Origin of the sequence: Lutibacter sp. A64 (assembly GCF_022429565.1) — a bacterium.
In the GTDB taxonomy this organism is placed as follows: Bacteria; Bacteroidota; Bacteroidia; order Flavobacteriales; family Flavobacteriaceae; genus Lutibacter.
Map to the genome: position 1 here is coordinate 953,377 of NZ_CP092487.1, position 21,176 is coordinate 974,552.

General features: G+C 29.8%; 23 protein-coding genes and 1 pseudogene. 1 reads left to right on the plus strand and 23 read right to left on the minus strand.

Annotated elements, in window-relative coordinates; genetic code table 11:
* Positions 1 to 5 precede the first annotated feature (5 nt).
* The 19 genes from MKD41_RS03850 to MKD41_RS03940 form a co-directional block, all read right to left on the minus strand.
* Complete coding sequence (locus tag MKD41_RS03850; protein ID WP_240244122.1) at positions 6 to 293, minus strand: LysR substrate-binding domain-containing protein; 288 nt, start codon at positions 291 to 293, stop codon at positions 6 to 8.
* Between the two features lie 242 nt (positions 294 to 535).
* Complete coding sequence (locus tag MKD41_RS03855; RefSeq protein WP_240244123.1) at positions 536 to 1,003, minus strand: DinB family protein; 468 nt, start codon at positions 1,001 to 1,003, stop codon at positions 536 to 538.
* Positions 1,004 to 1,245: 242 nt separating this feature from the next.
* A complete protein-coding gene (locus MKD41_RS03860) occupies positions 1,246 to 1,827 on the minus strand; it encodes a pentapeptide repeat-containing protein (RefSeq protein WP_240244124.1) in 582 nt (193 codons plus the stop codon).
* A 241-nt stretch (positions 1,828 to 2,068) separates the two neighbouring features.
* Positions 2,069 to 2,467 carry an ACT domain-containing protein gene (locus MKD41_RS03865; RefSeq protein ID WP_240244125.1) on the minus strand — a complete coding sequence of 133 codons (399 nt, stop codon included), beginning with the start codon at positions 2,465 to 2,467 and terminating at the stop codon, positions 2,069 to 2,071.
* Positions 2,468 to 2,720: 253 nt separating this feature from the next.
* A complete protein-coding gene (locus tag MKD41_RS03870) occupies positions 2,721 to 2,963 on the minus strand; it encodes a hypothetical protein (protein WP_240244126.1) in 243 nt (80 codons plus the stop codon).
* Between the two features lie 524 nt (positions 2,964 to 3,487).
* The gene (locus MKD41_RS03875; RefSeq protein WP_240244127.1) at positions 3,488 to 4,051 is read right to left on the minus strand and encodes a hypothetical protein; all 564 of its coding nucleotides are present in this window, start codon (positions 4,049 to 4,051) and stop codon (positions 3,488 to 3,490) included.
* A 159-nt stretch (positions 4,052 to 4,210) separates the two neighbouring features.
* Positions 4,211 to 4,951 carry a hypothetical protein gene (locus MKD41_RS03880; RefSeq protein ID WP_240244128.1) on the minus strand — a complete coding sequence of 247 codons (741 nt, stop codon included), beginning with the start codon at positions 4,949 to 4,951 and terminating at the stop codon, positions 4,211 to 4,213.
* A 532-nt stretch (positions 4,952 to 5,483) separates the two neighbouring features.
* Positions 5,484 to 5,882 (minus strand): ACT domain-containing protein, encoded by a 399-nt coding sequence (locus MKD41_RS03885; protein WP_240244129.1) that lies wholly within the window; start codon positions 5,880 to 5,882, stop codon positions 5,484 to 5,486.
* A 1-nt stretch (position 5,883) separates the two neighbouring features.
* Positions 5,884 to 6,132, minus strand: coding sequence for a hypothetical protein (locus tag MKD41_RS03890; RefSeq protein ID WP_240244130.1), 249 nt, complete (start codon positions 6,130 to 6,132; stop codon positions 5,884 to 5,886).
* A gap of 706 nt (positions 6,133 to 6,838) precedes the next feature.
* Positions 6,839 to 8,152, minus strand: a complete 1,314-nt coding sequence (locus MKD41_RS03895) for a DUF3570 domain-containing protein (RefSeq protein WP_371824284.1) — start codon at positions 8,150 to 8,152, stop codon at positions 6,839 to 6,841.
* Positions 8,153 to 8,166: 14 nt separating this feature from the next.
* Positions 8,167 to 8,379 (minus strand): DUF4266 domain-containing protein, encoded by a 213-nt coding sequence (locus MKD41_RS03900; protein ID WP_240244131.1) that lies wholly within the window; start codon positions 8,377 to 8,379, stop codon positions 8,167 to 8,169.
* Positions 8,376 to 9,317, minus strand: coding sequence for an FAD:protein FMN transferase (locus MKD41_RS03905; RefSeq protein ID WP_240245002.1), 942 nt, complete (start codon positions 9,315 to 9,317; stop codon positions 8,376 to 8,378). The genes MKD41_RS03900 and MKD41_RS03905 overlap by 4 nt, the downstream gene beginning before the upstream one ends.
* A 40-nt stretch (positions 9,318 to 9,357) precedes the next feature.
* On the minus strand, positions 9,358 to 9,798 hold the full coding sequence (locus MKD41_RS03910) for a thioredoxin family protein (RefSeq protein ID WP_240244132.1): 441 nt from the start codon (positions 9,796 to 9,798) through the stop codon (positions 9,358 to 9,360).
* A 1,035-nt stretch (positions 9,799 to 10,833) separates the two neighbouring features.
* Complete coding sequence (locus tag MKD41_RS03915) at positions 10,834 to 11,412, minus strand: cytochrome b/b6 domain-containing protein (protein ID WP_240244133.1); 579 nt, start codon at positions 11,410 to 11,412, stop codon at positions 10,834 to 10,836.
* A gap of 173 nt (positions 11,413 to 11,585) precedes the next feature.
* The gene (locus tag MKD41_RS03920) at positions 11,586 to 12,374 is read right to left on the minus strand and encodes a hypothetical protein (protein WP_240244134.1); all 789 of its coding nucleotides are present in this window, start codon (positions 12,372 to 12,374) and stop codon (positions 11,586 to 11,588) included.
* A 56-nt stretch (positions 12,375 to 12,430) separates the two neighbouring features.
* Entirely contained in the window at positions 12,431 to 13,321 is an 891-nt protein-coding gene (locus tag MKD41_RS03925) for an EF-hand domain-containing protein (RefSeq protein ID WP_240244135.1), read from the minus strand.
* Positions 13,322 to 13,347: 26 nt separating this feature from the next.
* The gene (locus MKD41_RS03930) at positions 13,348 to 13,860 is read right to left on the minus strand and encodes a Spy/CpxP family protein refolding chaperone (protein ID WP_240244136.1); all 513 of its coding nucleotides are present in this window, start codon (positions 13,858 to 13,860) and stop codon (positions 13,348 to 13,350) included.
* Positions 13,861 to 13,865: 5 nt separating this feature from the next.
* On the minus strand, positions 13,866 to 14,306 hold the full coding sequence (locus MKD41_RS03935; RefSeq protein ID WP_240244137.1) for a hypothetical protein: 441 nt from the start codon (positions 14,304 to 14,306) through the stop codon (positions 13,866 to 13,868).
* 48 nt (positions 14,307 to 14,354) lie between these two features.
* Positions 14,355 to 14,924: an RNA polymerase sigma factor gene (locus MKD41_RS03940; protein ID WP_240244138.1), complete on the minus strand. Its 570-nt coding sequence runs from the start codon at positions 14,922 to 14,924 to the stop codon at positions 14,355 to 14,357.
* A 445-nt stretch (positions 14,925 to 15,369) separates the two neighbouring features.
* Between MKD41_RS03940 and MKD41_RS03945 the strand changes: the two are divergent.
* A pseudogene (locus MKD41_RS03945) lies at positions 15,370 to 16,341 on the plus strand (IS110 family transposase).
* A gap of 47 nt (positions 16,342 to 16,388) precedes the next feature.
* Here MKD41_RS03945 and MKD41_RS03950 read toward each other — a convergent pair.
* From MKD41_RS03950 to MKD41_RS03965, 4 genes are all read right to left on the minus strand, one after another.
* Positions 16,389 to 17,129, minus strand: coding sequence for a hypothetical protein (locus MKD41_RS03950; RefSeq protein ID WP_240244139.1), 741 nt, complete (start codon positions 17,127 to 17,129; stop codon positions 16,389 to 16,391).
* A 526-nt stretch (positions 17,130 to 17,655) separates the two neighbouring features.
* Positions 17,656 to 18,279, minus strand: a complete 624-nt coding sequence (locus tag MKD41_RS03955) for a hypothetical protein (protein ID WP_240244140.1) — start codon at positions 18,277 to 18,279, stop codon at positions 17,656 to 17,658.
* Between the two features lie 154 nt (positions 18,280 to 18,433).
* Positions 18,434 to 19,204, minus strand: a complete 771-nt coding sequence (gene lnu(I) / locus MKD41_RS03960; protein WP_240244141.1) for a lincosamide nucleotidyltransferase Lnu(I) — start codon at positions 19,202 to 19,204, stop codon at positions 18,434 to 18,436.
* A gap of 641 nt (positions 19,205 to 19,845) precedes the next feature.
* A complete protein-coding gene (locus MKD41_RS03965; protein WP_240244142.1) occupies positions 19,846 to 20,640 on the minus strand; it encodes a cation transporter in 795 nt (264 codons plus the stop codon).
* Between the last annotated feature and the right edge of the window lie 536 nt (positions 20,641 to 21,176).

Genomic DNA, 21,176 nt, shown 5'->3' on the forward strand with positions numbered 1-21,176 from the left:
GTGTTTCAAAAATTGAGATACAATTCCAATTCGTTTTCTCGTTCTGTTTTCCATACCAGTTTCATATCTAATTGATAAGGTAAATCAGAAAGTTCTATACTTTTTAGGTCAAGAGAATATCCTTTTAAGGTCGATTTTCTCATCATTGTTATTCCAAGTCCTGCAGAAACCATTCTTATTAGAACGGTAGACGTGTTGGGTAAACGATGCGCGATTTTTAGAGAATATCCATAATTTCCAATAATTTTTAGAATTTCCTCCATATATCCAAATCCCTCGGCTTGTGGATTCAAGTCCCATTTTTCGTTTTACAGTCCGCCAAATATCGTAGCAGTTCTGGCAATTTTACTTGTAAGCTTGTTGAACTAATCCGCCCAAAAAGGCGGAAGTTAATTATTAAATAAAAATAACACAACTTATATCCCCATAGAAACGGAAAATTAACCTAAATTAATCTGAATACGATTAGTCAACATAGCATTCAGCTTTAGTCTATCGGCAAGCCGAATGCTTAGTTGTTGGCTGTAGTGTTTTTTCAATCCCATAAATTTGGTCTATCAATTTCTATTGCTCTTAAATAGGACAGGAATTGCCCTGCGTGAACTGACTCGTGATATCCAATACGTAACAAATATTTTGCAAGATTTTTTTTGTCTCCATTTCCAGGATGAATGATTTCCGTTTCGTTTAAATCCTTATCAGAAAAATGTTGAATACTTTCTAAAAATGTTTTTCTAAAAGGTTCAGCAAATTTAAGTTCATCTTTTAGGTTTGTAAATGGTCGGTTTTTCCAAGGTGTTTTATAATTTGTCATATCTCCTTGATTAATAATAATATTCCAGCCATAATCAGCCTCTAAAACGTGCCGTATCATTTCTGATGCACTCATTGCTTTAGCGTCAGGTTTCCAATTATAGTATTTTTCAGGTAGACCATTCCAAAGTTTTATACTTCTTCTCCTAATCTCTGTAAAGTTTAAAATTATAAGTTCAGACTGGTTCATTTTTATATTTTTTAAGAATTTAGTTTTATATCAACAATCTTTATAATTTTCCAATTAATAAGGTTAGAGTAAAATTAATAAAAAGAGTTGTTATTTTTTTAACGCTTAAGCATCTGTCTTTACAATACGTAAACTAACCTTAATTAAAATATTATACATTGTACCTGTTGCATAATTTCACTAAAATATAAAGAATTATTATTGTTACATACAGTTAGTTTTTTTGTATTCTAGATTTTATTTTAAAAGTTAGGTTCTATTTTAATGTTATATTTGGTTAAAAGTCCAACTACGGTATCTAAATTAAATTTTGCTCCTTTAATATTATTATTTTCAGGATCAATTGTAAAGTTAGAAGAACTTCTGAAATCAGCATTTTGTAAGTTGGTGTTTTTGAATATTGCATTTTGTAAATCACAATCGTCAAAAACGCATGAACTCAAATCACACTCCGTAAAATCAACTTCCTGAAGTTTGGTTTTCTGAAATGAAATTTTTGAAAGTTTGCGTTTAAAAAATGACGAATGATTTAATTGACATTTTTCAATTTTTATTAAAAATCCAAAGTCGTTACATTTATCGAATTGTAAGCCTAACATTTTACAATCTTTAAAAAGTACATTTTGAAATCCTGTTTGTAAAATATGAGCTGAACTTAAATTACAATCATAAAATTCGCAGTCTATAAACCTAATTTCGGACAAATCAGAATTCGAGAAATTACAATTTAAAAAAGTACATAATTCATATTCGCCTTTTTCAAGTCCATTTTCCGAAAAGTCTTTTTTCTTATATGTTTTTTCTACTATAAATTGTTCATTCATTTAATATCTATTTTTTCGCTTGCATATAAAGTGCTAGTGTAAGAATAGTAGTAGGTTTTTACAAATTAACTTTTTGGTTAAATACAGCACTTTTATATTTACTTATCTTCACTTTATTACTTAAACCGCTATTATTTATATACATTACTAAATTAACAAACACGTATCCTAATTAGTCAACTAAGTATTCAGCTTTAGCCTATCGACAAGCCGAATGCTTAGTTGTTTAGCAACTGGATTTTTATTGATTTTTGGATAATTCTAGCAAAACTTTAATTGCTTTCTCCGAGTCTTTTTTATCAACGAAAATATGGTCGTGATAATATCCTGCAATTACATTGCAACTAATATTATTTTTCGCTAATTCTGTTGAAAATATAGCTGTTAAACCTACTGCATCTAGAGATGAGTGAATCATAAGAGTAATCCAAGAAGCAATATACTCATAGCTCAAATTCAGCTCGTCTGCTTTTTTTCTCTCAATAACAATAGTAGTTCCTTCCATTTCTTGGAATTCACAAACTGTATCATTACGGCTAATCTTATTTAAGTCCTTTACAGTAGAAAACACATATTCTCCTATATTCAGTTTGGGAGTCATTCCTTTTAATAATTCTGAGATATCTGTTTCACCAGCCATTTAATTTCTGTTTTTTTAACTTGTTGCTAACGTGATTTTATATGATTTGTGAGACTGGAAAATCGAAGATTTTTCGGACGTAGCAAATCGTTTGTTAAATGTTTGTCGGTTCGTTATTTAGTTTAAAAGTAAGCATAAATTTTATGAGGTGTTGGCATTTTGTGCTTTTCAATCTTTTTATTTAACTAATTTTATAAATCATTACGTTTCAATTTTCAATCAACTGATAATTGGAAAAATTTGTAATCCTTTTTTATAGAACTTTGCCTTTTTCCATTTTTCCGAAGTTATCAGTAGGATATAACCATTTATTCTTTCCTAATTCTTTTTGCGGTCTTTCAGAAGATTTTTGAATATTATTTTCTTCAGGTTCAGCATTTGACATGTGATTCTTTTTATCAATGTTAAATTGAAGTTTTATCTTGATATTAGTCCATTTGTAAATAATAAAAAATATTAAAACTCCTAATGCAATACTAGTAATTATTAATCCCATAGTCATCTTTTTATTAGTACTTTAATTCGAATTAATTTCTTTCTGTTTTCTACTTGCGTTTTTATTTTAAATTCTAGAATGTTTCTAATTTTTCAGGATTTCAGTCGGCATAAATGCCAACTCGTTATATAATAACAAATATAACTGTTTTACCCTAAAAAAAAACACGGGATAAATGTAGTTTCTATATTTTTAAATTAATCTCAATTTCGTTCTAATGTTATTACATACAACGTATTTTTATATATGTTTTACGGAGTGTTTTAAGTACTAAATTTAGTAAATAATTACAGACCAAAAAAAACGAAGATGTTTTTATAAGTAGGGGATAAGCAAGCAATAAAATATACCAAGTGCTGCACTTATCAACCCAAAAAGGCGGAAGCTAATTATTAGATAAAAATAACATAACTTATATCCCCATAGAAACAGAAAATTAACCTAAATTAATCTGAATACGATTAGTCAACATAGCATTCAGCTTTAGCCTATCGGCAAGCCGAATGCTTAGTTGTTAGCAAACGTTATTTATTCTTTTGGTATTGTTTAATTTTTTCCCAATATTTTGGGTCAACCATTTTCCAATAGACTTCGTAAAAATCTTTCTTTTCAGGATTGTGGTTTTTAATTAATTCACCAAAGAAGTTTGTCAAAGCAATTTTTTCTTCAGTTTGTTCCGTTAAAACGTCCTTTTCTTTTTCATCCAATATCATAACTGATGCATAAATATGTTTCCACTCCTCAAGTCCGTTTGTCAAAACAGTATATTTCTTTCCGTTTGACAATAGGTCAATGTTATTCCACATAAGTATTGGGTACTTTCTGTTACTCGGGAAAATTTCCTTGTCCCATTTCCCATATTTATCATACATCACTTTGTGAGTGTATAAAGCAGAGTAAACACATTCATATCTAATTTCATTAATTTTTGTAGTGTCTTTGCCATTTACAGTAATGTACTTTTCATTCAAAATTTCCGTAAACTTATTCTTGTAAATTTTAGGGCATTTTGTTTTCTTAATTGTTTTTTGAGATGAAGAACAACTTAAAAAAATAGAAAATATGATTGTTATGTAAATTCCTTTCATAGATTGGGTTCTAATGTTTGCTAACGGTTGTTGTGCTATGAATAGTTGCCGATTGCGAGTTACTTTCCTGTCTAGTTACGCCGAACTTGATACGGGCGACAAACTTTGAATAACTTACTAAACGGCAATTATTTATAAGCACGTGTTATGTGGTGTTTTTTATTCAAAATCCACAATAAATATCTCAGTCATTATTTCTTTTTCATTAAATTCAATTCCCAGTTTCTTGTCAAAATACGTTAAAATCTCATCTCTTTTTACACTTGGAACTTTAAAAGAATAAAATTGAGAGTCCTTGATATTGTTTTGAAAAACCTGTCCATTTACAGAAAAGTTGAATGCCCTAAAAACCCCATCTAAATCATTTCCCATAAATTCAATATAGTCTTTCCCGAGTCTAAATTTTCCAATCTTTTCACCAACCTTTTTTTTGTTGAGTTTTTCTTTATCAACAAGCTTAGCTACATATTCTCGCATTTGAACACTGTCATAGTGATATTTAAAATTAAATTCTCCACTGAGTTTATCTAAGATTTCGGTTTTGTTTAATTTGTAGTTTACCGTTGAGTCTTTGGGATAATATGAAAAATTGAATCCTTTTGGAGGTATTTTAGCTGAATTGCTAAACTCGCTACTATTAATATTCTTTTGAGTTAGAAACAATAGAATATCGTTAAGTTTGAAATTGTAAATCATAATGGTGTCACCATAAAAGTCGATTCCTCTTTTAGCACAACCTTTTGATAAATTCATTGCCATTTCGATTTTAAAATCATCAGTCTCATAGACTAAAGATTCCTTTTCCCATTTTTTTGTAACCTCACGTAATATTGCCTTTCTAAATACAAGTATTCCAGCAAGGGAAATCAATAGTAGTATTATTATTCGTTTTATACTCATCTTTTATTTTTGGATTAGGTTAGTTTAAATACCACATAACGTGTTATATAATAACAAATATAACTGTTTTACCCTAAAAAAAACACGGGATAAACGTAGTTTTTATATTTTTAAATTAATCTCAATTTTGTTCTAATGTTATTACACACAACGTATTTATATATGTTTTACGGCGTGTTTTAAGCACTAAATTTAGTAAATAATTACAGACCAAAAAAAACGAAGGTGTTTTTATAAGTAGGGGATAAGCAAGCAATAAAATATACCAAGTGCTGCACTTATTAACCAAAAAAATTATTAAATAAAAATAGCATAATTTATTTAGGTAAGTTTAAAAATTAATAACTACCCAAAAATCACCAAAAAAAAGTAAAACACTTCAATACTTTTTTTAATTAGCTTCTCAATTAGTATCGAAATCCCCATAGAAACAGAAAATTAACCTAAATTAATCCAAATACGATTAGTCAACTAAGTATTCAGCTTTAGCCTATCGACAAGCCGAATGCTTAGTTGTTTAGCAACTGGATTTTTATTGATTTTTGGATAATTCTAGCAAAACTTTAATTGCTTTCTCCGAGTCTTTTTTATCAACGAAAATATGGTCGTGATAATATCCTGCAATTACATTGCAACTAATATTATTTTTCGCTAATTCTGTTGAAAATATAGCTGTTAAACCTACTGCATCTAGAGATGAGTGAATCATAAGAGTAATCCAAGAAGCAATATATTCATAGTTCAAGTTTAGTTTGTCTGCTTTTTTTCTCTCAATAATAATAGTTGTTCCTTCCTTTTCTTTGAATTCACAAATAGTATCTTTTCGGTCAATTATATTAATATCTTTTATTGTTGAAAACACGTACTCTCCATCAATCAGTTTAGGCGTCATTCCTTTTATTAATTCCGATAAATTTGTTTCTCCAGCCATTTTAATGTTTTGTTTTATATTTTTTAAGTAAAATTAAAGATACAATATCACGAATGTTATTGTCAAATAATTCCAACATGTTCTCTAATGTTGAAATTTGTGAATTATTCATAGATAGAAATTCATCTATTTCTTTAATATTGGTATTAAACTCTGTCCGTAACGACAATAAGTATTCTTTCTCAGCTTTTCTTTGTTGATTAAGACTATTAACATTATTAATTTGAAGTGCAATTAAAATTCCAATCACAACCAGAACGATTTCTCCAATGGCATAAAGAAGATACTAACTGAATTTGTTTTCAGTCAACATTTTTTCATCGTAATATTTGCCAACGAGTTTGTTTATGATTAGTGGCGTGGTTAAGCAACTAATTTAGCAAATAAAAACCGAATAGAAAATCCGCAAGGATTTTCGTAAGCGAGCCAGAACTAGCCATTAATTATAAATCTATATATATCGAACCATTTGTATATGTCATTTCAATGCATCTTTCTGCAATGGCTTATAACCTCAAAAAACATCTAAAATTCATTACAAAAATTGTAGAAAGTGATGCCAAAGCAGTGCGTCATTTTGTTTTATATTTAAAAGCCTTAATTCAAGTTCAAATAAAGCCTTTATTCAAAAATTAATTATTTAACAATGATGTAAAAAACAAAAACCTCTTAAAAAGAGGCTTTTGTGGGTTTGTCTAATTATTATCGTGGGCTTGTGCAACGATTACCATTGTTGTAAGTAGTGCTTTTCACGTTCAGCCTTGTTTTCCGATGTTTGTTATTTAGTTCATAATTGAGCGTTGGCAAGACATACTCTTTTGCAATTTTTGGTGTAGCGTTAGATAATGCGAAACGAAGTTCACGAACTCCAAAAAGCAACTTAAAATATGTGAGTAATTGCAAATGTGTATGGCTTTTTAGCGTTTGCTTAACACAAACAAATTTCCAATATTCGATTAATCCATTACAAACTTAAATCCTGCTGTAATAATACTAGAACTAAAAGATGTATCTCTATCGTACTGATAAAATTTTAAGTCAATACTTTTTAGACCTAGTTTCCAAATATGTGTTTTTGCGAAAATATCTGTGTACGACACTCCAAAACCAATTTGGTTCGCAGAATATTCGGAAAGGTCATAATCAGCAGTGTAAAACTCATCGGTAGATAATGCACTTTCATAAGGTCTAAAATAATCAGCTACTGTTTGGTTATAAAATCTATACGATGGATACAATGTAAACTTATCTGTTATTTTAACTGGTACTTCAATACTTGCAGTATGTGAAGAGATTCCCCAATCATCAAAATAATAGCGATAGAATGTTCTTACTGTAAATATTTCATTTAAATACCAATTTAAACGTCCACCAGCTGCTACTTTAAATCTTGAATCTGGCAAACGCTCAACTGCATCTGCAAGTTGAAAGTTATCTATAAATGAATCTGCTACATCACTAAAATACACGCGTTGAAATGGTGTAGATAATAAACCTTGCTGTTGCACAAAATCTAATGCTATCGAACCTTGTAAATTCTTATGAAGAATTTGAGAGAACCCGAAACCTAAAGCATAAGAATTACGCCCTTCATCTTTAAATTCACTAAATCTAGGATTATAATTTGTGTTGCCTGTAATTGTGTTTTGAGTAAACAAATTATCATTTAAACCATTTCCATTTTCTTCAAACGGTCTTAATTCGGTTGGGTAAATGGCATTCCAAGTATCTATATAAACATTTGCGTTTACACTTAATTCTGTATTTTTTTCGTTAAATAATTTTGTGTAACTACCACCAATACCTGCTGAAAAATAATCGTATTCTGATGAAATAGCTATTTTTGCAGACCAAATATCATTTCTATCGTCAGAGCTATGACTATAACTTCCAGTTAAATTGGCCCAAAGGTCACTACTTGATGCACCAGAAGACGCTTGAAATGGGTCTGCTGGTCCATCATCAAAAGGTCCAATATTACTTGAAGATGCTGATGTGTATGCTGAAACTCCTGCATCAATGGTTAATACATCATCATCATTTAAAGGTATTGAAACGACAAAAGTACCTGTAACATCTGTTAATTCTTCAGTACCAATTCCGCCACTTACCGCAGCATTATCTCCATCTTGCGAGTAATAACTTGTTAGAAAATCTACTTCTGTAGTTTCTAATACACGTTTTTTATAAACTTTGGTCGAGTCTTGCCCTGTTTGCGAATATGATTTAGCAAAAGCAAATACGCAGAATATTAAAATTATTTTTTTCAAAATTTCTTGTTTTATTAATTACAGCCGCAGCCTCCTCCAGTTTTTCCTCCATTTGCTCCTACAGCAGCTTCACGATAAGAATGCATAGTAGAAACATTTCTGTCACATTTCTTATCTACCAATGCCATATCTGGGTCATTTATATTTACTTTTTCGTATTCTTTAACCACAACACAACTACTAAAGCAAGTAGTTATTAATACAGTGCATATCAACTTTTTAATCATAATTTATCTATTTCTATATTCTTTGATTTTGTAATATTTCCTTTATCATCTATAATAATACATTCTATTTTTGGTAATTGATTAATGCGGTCTAACCCAGCTTCTTTTCCCATAACAAATACTGAAGTTGCTAGTGCATCTGCCAATTCTGCTTTTGGCGCAAATACGGTTACACTTATAATTCCGGTAGAAGGATATCCAGTTCTTGGGTCAATAATATGTGTGTATCGTTTACCATTAAAGTTTACATATTTTTCATAATTTCCAGAAGTAACTACGGCTCCATTAGTAATAGGTAGTAATGCAAAGACTTTATTTTTATTCATTGGGTTTGTAATGGCTATTTTCCAATCTTTTCCATTTGGTTGTTTTCCCCAAGTATTCATATCTCCAGAGGCATTAATAATTCCTGAACTTACACCTTTTGAAATAAGTAGCGTTTTTGCCATATCAGCTGCATAGCCTTTTCCAATAGCACCAAAACCTATTTTCATTCCTTTTAATTTAAGAAATACTGTACTATTTTCTTTATCTAAAATAATGTTTTGATAGTCAACTTTTTCTACAGAAGCAATTATTTCATCTTTTGAAGGCATTTTGGTCATACTGCCATCAAATTTCCAAATTCTGTCCATTGAAGCATAGCTAATGTCAAAAGCACCATCCGTTAATTTTGAAATGCCTATTCCTCTTTCAATTAAATTAAACAATTCTTTGTCAACTTTCACAGGATTAATTCCAGCATTGCGATTAATTTCTGATGTTTGAGAATTTTCATCCCAAGAAGAAATCAACTTTTCAATTCTTGATATTTCTGCGACAGCAGTATCAATATATTTGTTTGCTTGTATAGAATCGTTTGCCACAACAGTAATATCAAATCGGCTACCCATTAGTTTGAGTGTTCTCTTATGAGGTTGTTGTGCTGTACAACCCATTATTGAGAATAAAAATAATAAAGTGATTAGATGTTTCAAATTACTTTGTAAAAGCGTTTAATTCTTTAATATAATTTTCTGGTGTAGTTTTCTTATAGCTACTTTCTCCTAATACTTTGCCATTAGAATTAAGTACTACAACAAAAGGAAAAAATCCCTGTTTATTGTATTTTTCAGCAAGTAATGCATTCGATTTTGTTTGTTTTTCTGACAATGTATTTTTCTTTCTTCTAGGAAAATCTGCCTTTAGCATAACATAATTTTCATTAGCATACTTTTTAAAAGTGTCTGTACTCCAAATTTCTCTGTCAAGTTTAATACAAGGCGCACACCAATCTGAACCTTGAAATACTAATATTATGGGTTTGTTTTCTTTGGATGCAATTTCTTTTGCAACTTTAATATCTGTTTGCCATTCTTGAGCCATTGTCGTGCTTACGCATACAACCATTACTAATAATGCCACAATTATTTTTTTCATTTTTACTTTTATTTAATATTCATAAATTTATAGTAAACAATTAGACCAATACCTATCAACGAATGTATTATTTTTTTGTTATATGAATAGCTCATTTTTTTCAGTTTAATATTAGAGTCAATTCGAGCGTTGGCAAAGAAACAGCTCTTTTGTTTTTTTTTGTGTTGGCTGATGTTTCGGCAAAAAAAACAAATGTGCTGTTTGGGCGTTGGCTTTTTTAGTTCAAATGTTGATGTTTAGCAAAATTTTACGCATTATGCACAACGGTATTTTGTCGAGTAGGCAAGGGGAATTTCACACCAAGCCTCTCACAGAACCGTACTTGATAGTCTCCCAACATACGGCTCTTCTAAAATGTTTGACATATAGGTTCATCCTCCTAAAAGTTGACCAAATATAAAACATTCTAGCTAATCCCTTTGCTCCAGTTTCATTACAAAACCTTCATCACTACTACGGATTAGTCCGCCTCTACATTTAGTATCGGTATTCTACCTCTAGGTTGTTCCTATTGTGTATTTCCCTTGACAACTAAATGCAGATTCCCGAGTTCCGTAACTAAGCCCGAATAAAGGTCATGCCTCCTATATGACGCCTGTCGCATAGCCAATAATCAGGTAACCGCTATACTTATAATGTTTGTCTTACTTCAAACACTTTTGACAGAATGTTGCACATTCTCGACACTTCATCAGAGGTTCATTTGCATTCATCTCCTTTATCCATACCTGCCAACCTCGTGGATTGGATTCTCCTAAACGCTCAGCACCATGGCTCTTTACCACAGCACCTTTAGGTGGTTTGAAGCCCTCCCCTGAAGAACGACCTCGGTGGGTCAACCTCACGGTTTCCACCATCTCAATTACAGCATGCTTAGTAATTATTGCCGACTAAGCTTCTCGGCACACATAAGATTTGTGCGACGTAAAAATCGAAGATTTTTCCGCCGTAGCAATATTTTTATTGAATGTTTGTTGGTTTGTACCAAATCCGATTTGAGCATAAATTTTATACATTGTTGTACTTTCGTACTTTTTATTTATCTTTTTTCGACCCACTTACTATTCTGGAAATAATTCCTTTTTGGTCAGTAAATTCTGCTATTAATACACCTGCTAAATGGATTGCAATAAAAGCTATTAGGTAGTAAATACTTAACACATGGATTTCTTCCATTGGTTTTTTAAATTCTTTAGGCCCTAATACTATAATGAGCCCGGTAACAAGCGAAACAATAACGCATAAATAGAATATAATATATATCCCTTTTTGAAATTTCATTTTTGTGGACAGATTTTTATCAAGAGGATTTTGAATCTTCATATGTCCGAATGCAGGAATTAATAAACGAATACTAAATAGTGCTACCAATACATAGCCAATGTAAATATGCCAATTCCACATTGGTTGTCTTATCTTTTTCGCTAAAACAATGAGTTGTTCCTGAGATAGCACCTGGTCAGTAGTACTCAGGTAATCCTGTATGATAGCTGCCACATTATATTTATTGAGCCACGTTAATCGTAAAAAAATTGTAATTAATAATAGAAGAAATGAAACAGCAATTGTCCAATGAATTATTCTATAGACCTTAGAATACTTTGTAATTTCCATAATATTTATTTTTAAAAATGATTTTTTTTGTTTGAAAAATAGCGGTTTAGAGTAACCAAAAGTGTGGTTTGGTTATTGTGATTTTTCATACTTAAAATTAATTAATTTAAAATTAAGAAACGTTGCTAATTAGCAATAATAAATAATTTTAGTTGCGTCTTGTTGACCGTAGTTTATTCCTCTTCAAAGAAATTATAAAAGTCATTAAATTTTGTTTTCATATTTTCAACTAAAGATTTAGCATTTTCAATTGATTTTTCTTCAATTAATAAATGCATATCACTTTCTACACCACTAAAGAAATTATGAATTTGGTCAAATTTATCGCCTGTGTAAGATTTATCTAACATTATAAATTTAGCTTGTTCAAATAAGTCTTTTCCAAATTGGTTATACTCCTTAATCTCATTAGATTTAAAGGTATATAAACTGTTTGTAATGCCATCCAATTTTTTAATAGTTTCCTTTTTTAATTTCCATCTTTCACCATTATTTAATTGTAACCCTCCCATCATTAACATTTTCATTTTTGGAGCAGCACCAAAATTGTATTTATAAATAGTTTCAGCAATTAATTTTAATTCATCTTGATTGTAAATTAATTTAGGCATTAAGTTAAATTTTTTAATAGCCCCAGGCATTAATGTATTTTCTTCAGAAGGGTTATTTATAATATTGGTAATTGCTTTTATAAAGTCTTCTTTATTTTGATAATTTGGTAAATAATGCTCTTTAACACGCAGCATTGGTGGTGCAAGCATTTGGTTCATTTTGACAGGATCGGGCACTTCAAAATGACAGATATAGCACTTACTTTCTAAAAGTTTATAACCTTTTGTGCTTTTTAAGTCTTGTTGGGATATTGCTATAGCTTCTGTTTTTTTTGTTTGATTATTATTACACGAAATAAAAACCACACTTATTATGGTAGCAATTGAAACTAATTTTATTAAATCTCCCATCTTATTTGTTTGTAAAAAAAATATCAGGTGCTTTTACTAGCACCTGATATTTTTAATTATTTATTTTTAAATCTATTTGCTTGATTTTTCGCGAATTCTGAAGGTAAAATAACACCGTCCTTGTTTAAATCAATACTTTCAAACGATGGAGCACTAGCGCTGTTTTTCATCATACCACCATTTTTAGCATTTTCAGTTTGTCTTTCTTCTCTTACTTTATCAAATTCTGAAGCTGTAATTTGTCCGTTTCCATCAAGATCAAAAGTATCAAAAGAAGCGCTGTTTTGCATTCTGCCAGTCATTCCTTGCCCGTTTTGTGTATTTGATCTACTATTAAACATATTTGCTTGGTTTTCTGCAAATTCGTCTTTAGATAGTTTACCATCGCTATTTAAATCAATAGTTTCAAAAGATGGTGAAGTAGCTTTGTTTTTCATCATACCACCTTTTTTAGCATTTTCAGATTTTTTTTGCGCTCTTACTTTTTCAAATTCTGAAGCAGAAATAAATTCGTCATTATTAAGGTCAAAAGTTTCAAAAGAAGCTCTGTTTTGCATTCTTCCTTGAGTTGCTCCAACTCCTTGACTTCCTCTCATTCCTTGTCCGTTTTTTGAATTAGATCTGTTATTAAATCTATTTGATTGATTTTTTGTAAATTCTGAAGAAGATATTACACCGTCATTATTTAAATCAATACTTTCAAACGATGGCGCATTTGCTTTATTTCGCATCATACCACCTTTTTTAGAATTTTGAGCTTGTCTTTGTGCTCTTACTTTTTCAAATTCTGAAGCTGTAATTTGTCCATCTCCATCAAGATCAAAAGTTTTAAAAGTACCTCTGTTTTGCATTCCTTTACCCATTCTACCACCTTGTGAATAAGAATTGACACTAAATAACAATATTGTTACAAAGGATACTAACGTGATAATTTTTGTTGTTTTCATTTTATTATTTATTTAAATGATTTTTTCTAATTGTTTTTATAACTTTTTTCTTCTGGCATTGGAATAATATCGCTTGAATTAACCATTGCTTTAAATGTTTCAAATAATTTCACCTTTTGCTTTTCATTACAAACTTCTTTCATATTAAGGTAATATTGAATGGTTAAATTTTTTAATTCAGTATGCAGAAAACCTAAATCTTGTGATAATTTATTTAACGTTATGGTGTCCGATTTTTCTTTACCTAACTCTGTTAATAAATCATTTCTATTCTTATCCATTTTTTTAATAATAACATCAGAATTTTCGTGATACTGATGCCTAATATCCTGAAATGCTCTATGTTGTTTATTTGAAAGATTTAATGCATCTCTAAAATAACGACCTAAGTGATTTGTAGGCATTGCTATTTCCTTATTATCCTGAACCTTATAATTTGAAATTTCACTTTTATTATATAAAATAGTTCCTACTATTGTAAGGTTAAGCAGTATTAAAAGCACTATTATTCCAGTTAATATTTTAGTATTTCTTTCCATTTTTTTTATTCTTTTATTAATAAAATGGTTTCAAACTTTTCAAGTTGTAACTCGTTGAAATAAATTTCTGATTTGTTACTAAAAGTAGAAGATTCATTAGTTGTTTTGTTGTTTATATTGCCAATATTATAACCTGTATATAGCGTTAATAAAATTAAAGATATTGCCATAATTGGTTGAAAAAGTCTTTTTACAAAGTATGTGTTATAACTACTTTTTGGACCTTTATTTTCAGTGATTTTATTCATAATTTCCATATATAAATATGGATTGTCTTCTAATTTTTCCTTTTCATTAGTTAAACTGTAAGTCACTTTTAACTCATTTATTTTGCTCTTATATTTCTCTGAATTATTTATAATACTGCCTACCCGTGTCATTTCTTTAGGGGAAAGTTCTTTGTTAAAGAATTTCAATAATGTATTATTTGATAATTGAGTTTTCATTGTGTTGCTTTTACTTATTTGACACCGTTTATAGAATAAACTTTTGCTTTATTTTATTTTTTTCAAAATATTTTTTTGAACATTTATTTTAGCCCTATGAATAAGTCCTTCTACTGAAGCCAATGACACATTCATAATTTCGGCTATTTCTTGATAAGAAATCTCTTCATATTTATGAAGAATAAAAGCTATTTTTTGATTTTCGGGAAGTAATTGTATTGATTCTCTTAATATATTTAGCCGTTTTATTTTAATAGAATCAGATTCTTCTTCTATTGAAGTTGGCTCTTCTATTTGTTGTTCGTATTTGGTATTTTTATTAAATATGTTGTCAATACTGTTAAAAATATTTCTTTTTTTATTGTCTCTAATAAAATTGAGTGATTTATTTACAGCAATTCTATACAACCAAGTTGATAATTTAGATTGATAATTGAAATTTTTTATAGATTCATATACTTTAATAAAAACTTCTTGTGTAATATCTTCCGCATCGTTTTTGTTATGTGTAAAATGAAAGCAAGTATTTAAAACAAGAGATTGATACTTATCAACTAATATCTTAAAATACAGTTTATTTCCATCTATTATTCCTGAAACTAATTCTTCATCTGTCATTTATTGCTGCATCATTTATATAGGTTAGACACAAATAAAATTAGAAACTTTTGAGTTAAATCTTTTTTTTTAATATAAATAATTTCCGATGTTTTTTTATTCTACTAACGGCCACCGTTGTTGTATATGGTTTGTTGCGTGGTTTAAGCACCTAATTTAGCAAATAAAAACTGAATAGAAAATCCGCAAGGATTTTCGTAAGTAGGTGAGGACTAGCCATTAATTATATACAGCTTAAGTTTGTAATTTATTAAATTAGACAAATAAACAGAAAGCACAAAAGAGAGGAATAAGGTTATTATATACGGAGAGACTTTAGATCTCGTCAATATTGAAAATCCCCTCTTTTTTTCTACACAGATTTCGTACAGTTCTATGAGGCTTTAGACCTCGATTTTAAGTCGTTGAAACTAGCGTAGTATGTCCTTTCAAAAAACATTTTCTTATGAATAAAGATATAAAATATTTTGGACTTGACATCAGTCATTTAGTTTTTGATGTTACAGATTCTTCTGGGAATTATTACCAGTTTAAAAATAGTATTTCGGGCTTTAAAAAGTTTACAAAATTGCTAGATATTAATAGCCATTGTGTTATGGAAGCTACTGGTTATTATCATTATCAATTAGCCTATTATTTACAGTAACAAGGTATTAAAGTTTCAGTAGAGAATCCATTATTTGTAAAACGATTTATTCAGATGAAGTTGTCTAAAATCAAGACAGATAAAAGCGATTCGAAGTTAATTTGTGAGTACGCCAAACATGTTAAATTAAAGCTATGAAAAGGTAATTCTAAGCATCAATTAGAATGCCTTCAAATGACTAGACTCCTTTCTGTGTATACAAAACAAAGCACTATGCTTAAAAATAAATTACATGGAGAAACTGTTTTAGGAAACCCAAGTAAAGCGGTTGTGAGTTCTCTAAAACGTAGTTTAAAGCAGCTTCTGAAAGAAATAAAAATGGTAGAAGATAAACTGATGATTTTAGTGAAGCAAGTACACCAAGATGTTTTAACACGCTTAAAAACGATACCTGGAATTGGAAACAAAACAGCTTTAATGTTAGTTGTTTTAACAGACGGATTTGATCGTTTCACAAGCGGAAGCGAATTATGTAGTTATGCTGGTCTAACCCCTGTGATTAGAAAAAGTGGAAGCAGTGTAAATGGACGACCAAAGATTAGTAAAATAGGAAATCAAAAGCTTCGAAATTTATTATTTATGTGCAGTTTTAATGCTTGCAAATACAACAAGGCTTGTAAGGAAATTTATGAACGAATAGTAGCAAAAGGAAAGAGCAAAAAATTAGCATTAATAGCTGTGTGTAATAAACTACTAAAACAGGCTTTTGCTATTGCAAAATCAGGATTAATATATGATGGAAACTATAAAAGTACTTTAATGAAAAATTAATACATTTTTACTTGTTTTTTACCACAGTACTTTGTTGCCAGTAGTTTTTATTCAATTAGTTTAGTTAAATCCACATTCGTAATTTCTTCAAATATTTGAGCTGCTAATTCTGTGTCAATTTTTCCCATTCCAAAGCTTACAATTTTTCCAATAAGCATCATTTTCAAATCTTTTTTACTGATTTTTTTGCTTTTCCCTTTTAATTGCTCAATTTCCTCAAATATTATTTCTTGTCCAAAACCAAGTTTCTCAAGCTTTTCCAAAACAGAGTTAATTCGGTCGTGAAGTTCTGTAAGTTCTTTTAGAGAATAGTCAACATCGTCATCTGTTAATTCACTTTCTGGAACTTGGTAGTTGTCAAATATATTCTGTTGACGTTGAATTTCAGAGTTTAGATTCCGAATATTGCTCAATTCTGAACGGTTAATTCTCTCTTTTTCCTTTAAAAAATTCAATTCCTGACTTTGTCTCTTTTTGGTTTCATTATCAACAGCTTTTGTCAAATAATCTTGATTTCGAGACAATTCTTTTCGTTTATCAGCTAGCTTTTTTTCAAAGTCAGCAACTTTAGCACTTACGCGTATTAACTCCTTTGATTTACTGTCTATTTGTCTTTGATAACTTTGGACTGTAGAAAGATTTTTTGATGAAAAAGCTCTTTTAGATAAATCATTGATTTTAGAATTCAAATCAACTTCCTTTTTTCTTTCAGCAACCTGCTTTTTCATTAAATCCGCAATTTGAGAATTTAGTTGGCTGACTTTATTTCTATAGCTACTTACTGACATTATTGGTTGGTTTTCAAATTACTGGCAACTCGTTATATAATAACAAATATAACTGTTTTACCCTAAAAAAACACGGGATAAACGTAGTTTTTATATTTTTAAATTAATCTCAATTACGCTCTAATGTTATTACACACAACGTATTTATATATGTTTTACGGCGTGTTTTAAGCACTAAATTTAGTAAATAATTACAGACCAAAAAAACGAAGGTGTTTTTATAAGTAGGGGATAAGCAAGCAATAAAATATACCAAGTGTTGCACTTATCAACCCAAAAAGGCGGAAGCTAATTATTAAATAAAAATAACATAACTTACTTAAATAATCTTAAAATTTAATAACTGCCCAAAAATCACCAAAAAAAGTAAAATACTTCAATACTTTTTTTAATTAGCTTCTCAATTAGTATAGAAATCCCCATAGAAACAGAAAATTAATCTAAATTAACCTGAATACGATTATTCAACATATCATTCAGCGTTAGCCTATCGGCACGCCGAATGCTTAGTTGTTGTGCATAGGTGTTATTTCTTGTTTCGTGTTTTAATCATTAGTTTGTTATCATCAAAAAACTCAATCCTCTTGGTTTCTTGATTAATTACTGCATAGTATTTGAAATTAGGATGTTCCTTAAATCCTTCCGTTAACTTTTCAATCCTATTTTCGTTCGGACTTTCATAATTTTCAATAACAAAATCAAATAGCTCATCGATAGCTTCTTCCCAATCTGTTAAACTTAAATCGTTGTCAAACAATAGTTTTATTAGTCTACCGCTTTTTGTTTCTACTATTATAGATATTGAGTGAGATTGATTGTATGTTTTACTGAGTTTTTCAGTTGATTGTGATGCTGTCAGTAATTTGGTTTCGAAGGATTTTCCTTTTTTCAATAAAGGCTTAATTTTTTCGCTCAATATTTTGTAATGTTCTTTTCCAGCTTCTTTTAAAAATGTTTCAAAATATGGTTTTAAAATATAGCCAATAATTAATGTCGGAATTGTCCATTCAAGAGCATTCCATACACTATTTTCGTGCTTATTAATTTTAACATTAGCACCGCATTCAGAGATTTCAGTTATTTCTTCGGATATTAATTCTTCTGGAAGAATTTCGTTAAAATCAATTAGTATATCTGGTTTGTTTTCCATTTTCTTCACTTATGCACAACGGTCAAGTATAAGCGTAGTGCGGGTTTTCGGAGCAATACACTGTCCGCTAGCACGAACTTTGATAGATGCCAAAATACCAAATTTTAAGCCACTTCGCCCGCATTACGCTTATACAATGTTGGCGGTAGTTTTTTTATTCAATTCTCCTTAATACCCCCTTTAATTTTGCTTCAACTCCAAGATTATCAAAAAGTTTTTCAGTCAATGTTAATGTCTTCTTGAAAGCTGTTTTAATATCTGTCGGATCTAATTCTGATGTTGTCTGCTGAAATAACAAATACCAATATGGATCTATGTCTTTTTCCAAGCTTTTTGTTGGACTTTCCCAATGTTTGGTTTGGTATGTTTCAATTCTTATTAACCAAAGTAAATATTTTTGAACATTTGATAAGCTTTGGTATGCGTGAGCAAATTCCTGTCGTTTAATTAAGTTGCTTGTTGTAAGTAAAACATTCAACAATGATTGGCTCAACCACAGGATATTTTCATTTGTTGTTCGATCAGGTACTTTAGTTTTTATTTCTTTGAGCGTGTTAGTCAATAAATCTTCTTTATCTACTAAAATCATCTTGTCAAAGTCGCTAAACTCTACCAAACCGTCCCACGATTTGATAACTTCCATTTGGTCGTTTGTCAAAAAATGAAACTCCCCCCTTATCATATTTTCAAAAATGGCAACTTCACTTCCATACTCGTTGGTAAAATATAATGCCAAAGGATGAATTTGGCTTACCCAATTTTCAGCGGAAAATTTTTCTTTATCCTTCAAGAAGATGTAGAATTCAATATCTGAATATTTGTCCCCTTCATTTTTGGTAAATGACCCGTACATAAATACGGCAGAAATATTTTTATCATTTTGAGCTATTGACTTTGTTTTGTCAATCATTTGTAACTGTGTCATTTTCTAATTTTTTAATATTAACAATCGCCCTTTCTACTTTGCGTATTAAAGGATATTTCAATTCTTATTCTATCTTACAGTTACTTATAGCTTCATTTTTTTGAATGTTTTTCGTTGTTAATTGTTTCTTCAAATTACCGCCAACTCGTTATATAATAACAAATATAACTGTTTTACCCTAAAAAAACACGGGATAAACGTAGTTTTTATATTTTTAAATTAATCTCAATTACACTCTAATGTTATTACACACAACGTATTTATATATGTTTTACGGCGTGTTTTAAGCACTAAATTTAGTAAATAATTACAGACCAAAAAAACGAAGGTGTTTTTATAAGTAGGGGATAAGCAAGCAATAAAATATACCAAGTGCTGTACTTATTAACCAAAAAAATTATTAAATAAAAATAGCATAATTTATTTAGGTAAGTTTAAAAATTAATAACTACCCAAAAATCACCAAAAAAAAGTAAAATACTTCAATACTTTTTTTAATTAGCTTCTCAATTAGTATCGAAATCCCCATAGAAACAGAAAATTAATCTAAATTAATCCAAATACGATTAGTCAACATATCATTCAGCGTTAGCCTATCGGCACGCCGAATGCTTAGTTGTTGTAAGTAGTGCTTTTTTCATTCACTTACTTAATTTCAAAATCCGAAATGCTCCTTGAATTACCAACGCAAAAACAATTGTTCCGATAATCAAATCAGGTTTATTAGAACTCAAATAATGCACTAAAATTCCTGCAATTATTACTCCCAAATTGATAATCACGTCATTCGAAGTGAAAATCATACTCGCCTTCATATGTGCTTCTTCTTTGCTTTTTGACTTTTGCAAAATGTAAAGACAAATTCCGTTTGCGATAAGTGCAAAAATCGAAACGATAATCATTGTCGAAAAATCGGGAAGTTTCTCGTCTCCGAAAAATCTTCTTAAAACTTCTACAAATCCAATAATCGCAAGTGTTATTTGAAAATATCCAGCAAGTTTGGCAATCCGTTTTTTCTTTATTACTGTTCCGCCAACCGCAAATAAACTAATTCCGTACACAAAACTGTCCGCAAGCATATCTAAACTGTCGGCAACAAGTCCCATAGATTTTGAGATAATTCCTGTTGTCATTTCGATTATGAAAAACGCAAAATTTATGATAAGTACAGACCAAAGAAGTTTTTTTTGATTTTCGTTTTCTTTAAATTCCGTTTGGTCGGTTTTTTTAGTTGAGATTTTCTTTCCGCCTAAATTCAATTCGATTACGGACTTTTCGATTTGGTCAATTTCTCCGCTGTGAAAAACGGTCAATTTTCGGTTCGGAATATCAAATTCCAAATTTGCAATGCTCGAAATTCCGTCCAATTTCATTCGGATTAGATTTTCCTCTGAAGGACAGTCCATTTTGGTAATTTCAAATATCGTTTTATTCACTCGGTTTCTGGGTTTTTCGGCATTACTTACAACTCGTTATATAATAACAAATATAACTGTTTTACCCTAAAAAAAAACACGGGATAAATGTAGTTTTTATATTTTTAAATTAATCTCAATTTCGTTCTAATGTTATTACACACAACGTATTTATATATGTTTTACGGCGTGTTTTAAGTACTAAATTTAGTAAATAATTACAGACCCAAAAAAACGAAGGTGTTTTTATAAGTAGGGGGATAAGCAAGCAATAAAATATACCAAGTGCTGCACTTATTAACCAAAAAAATTATTAAATAAAAATAACATAACTTACTTAAATAATCTTAAAATTTAATAACTACCCAAAAATCACCAAAAAAAGTAAAAAGCTACACTACATTTTTTATAATTACTACACAAGTAGCCTCTATATCCCCATATCTAAATTAATAACGTGTATCTCGATTAGTCAACATATCATTCAGCGTTAGCCTATCGGCACGCCGAATGCTTAGTTGTTCAAGTAGCCTCTATATCCCCATAACTAATTCAAT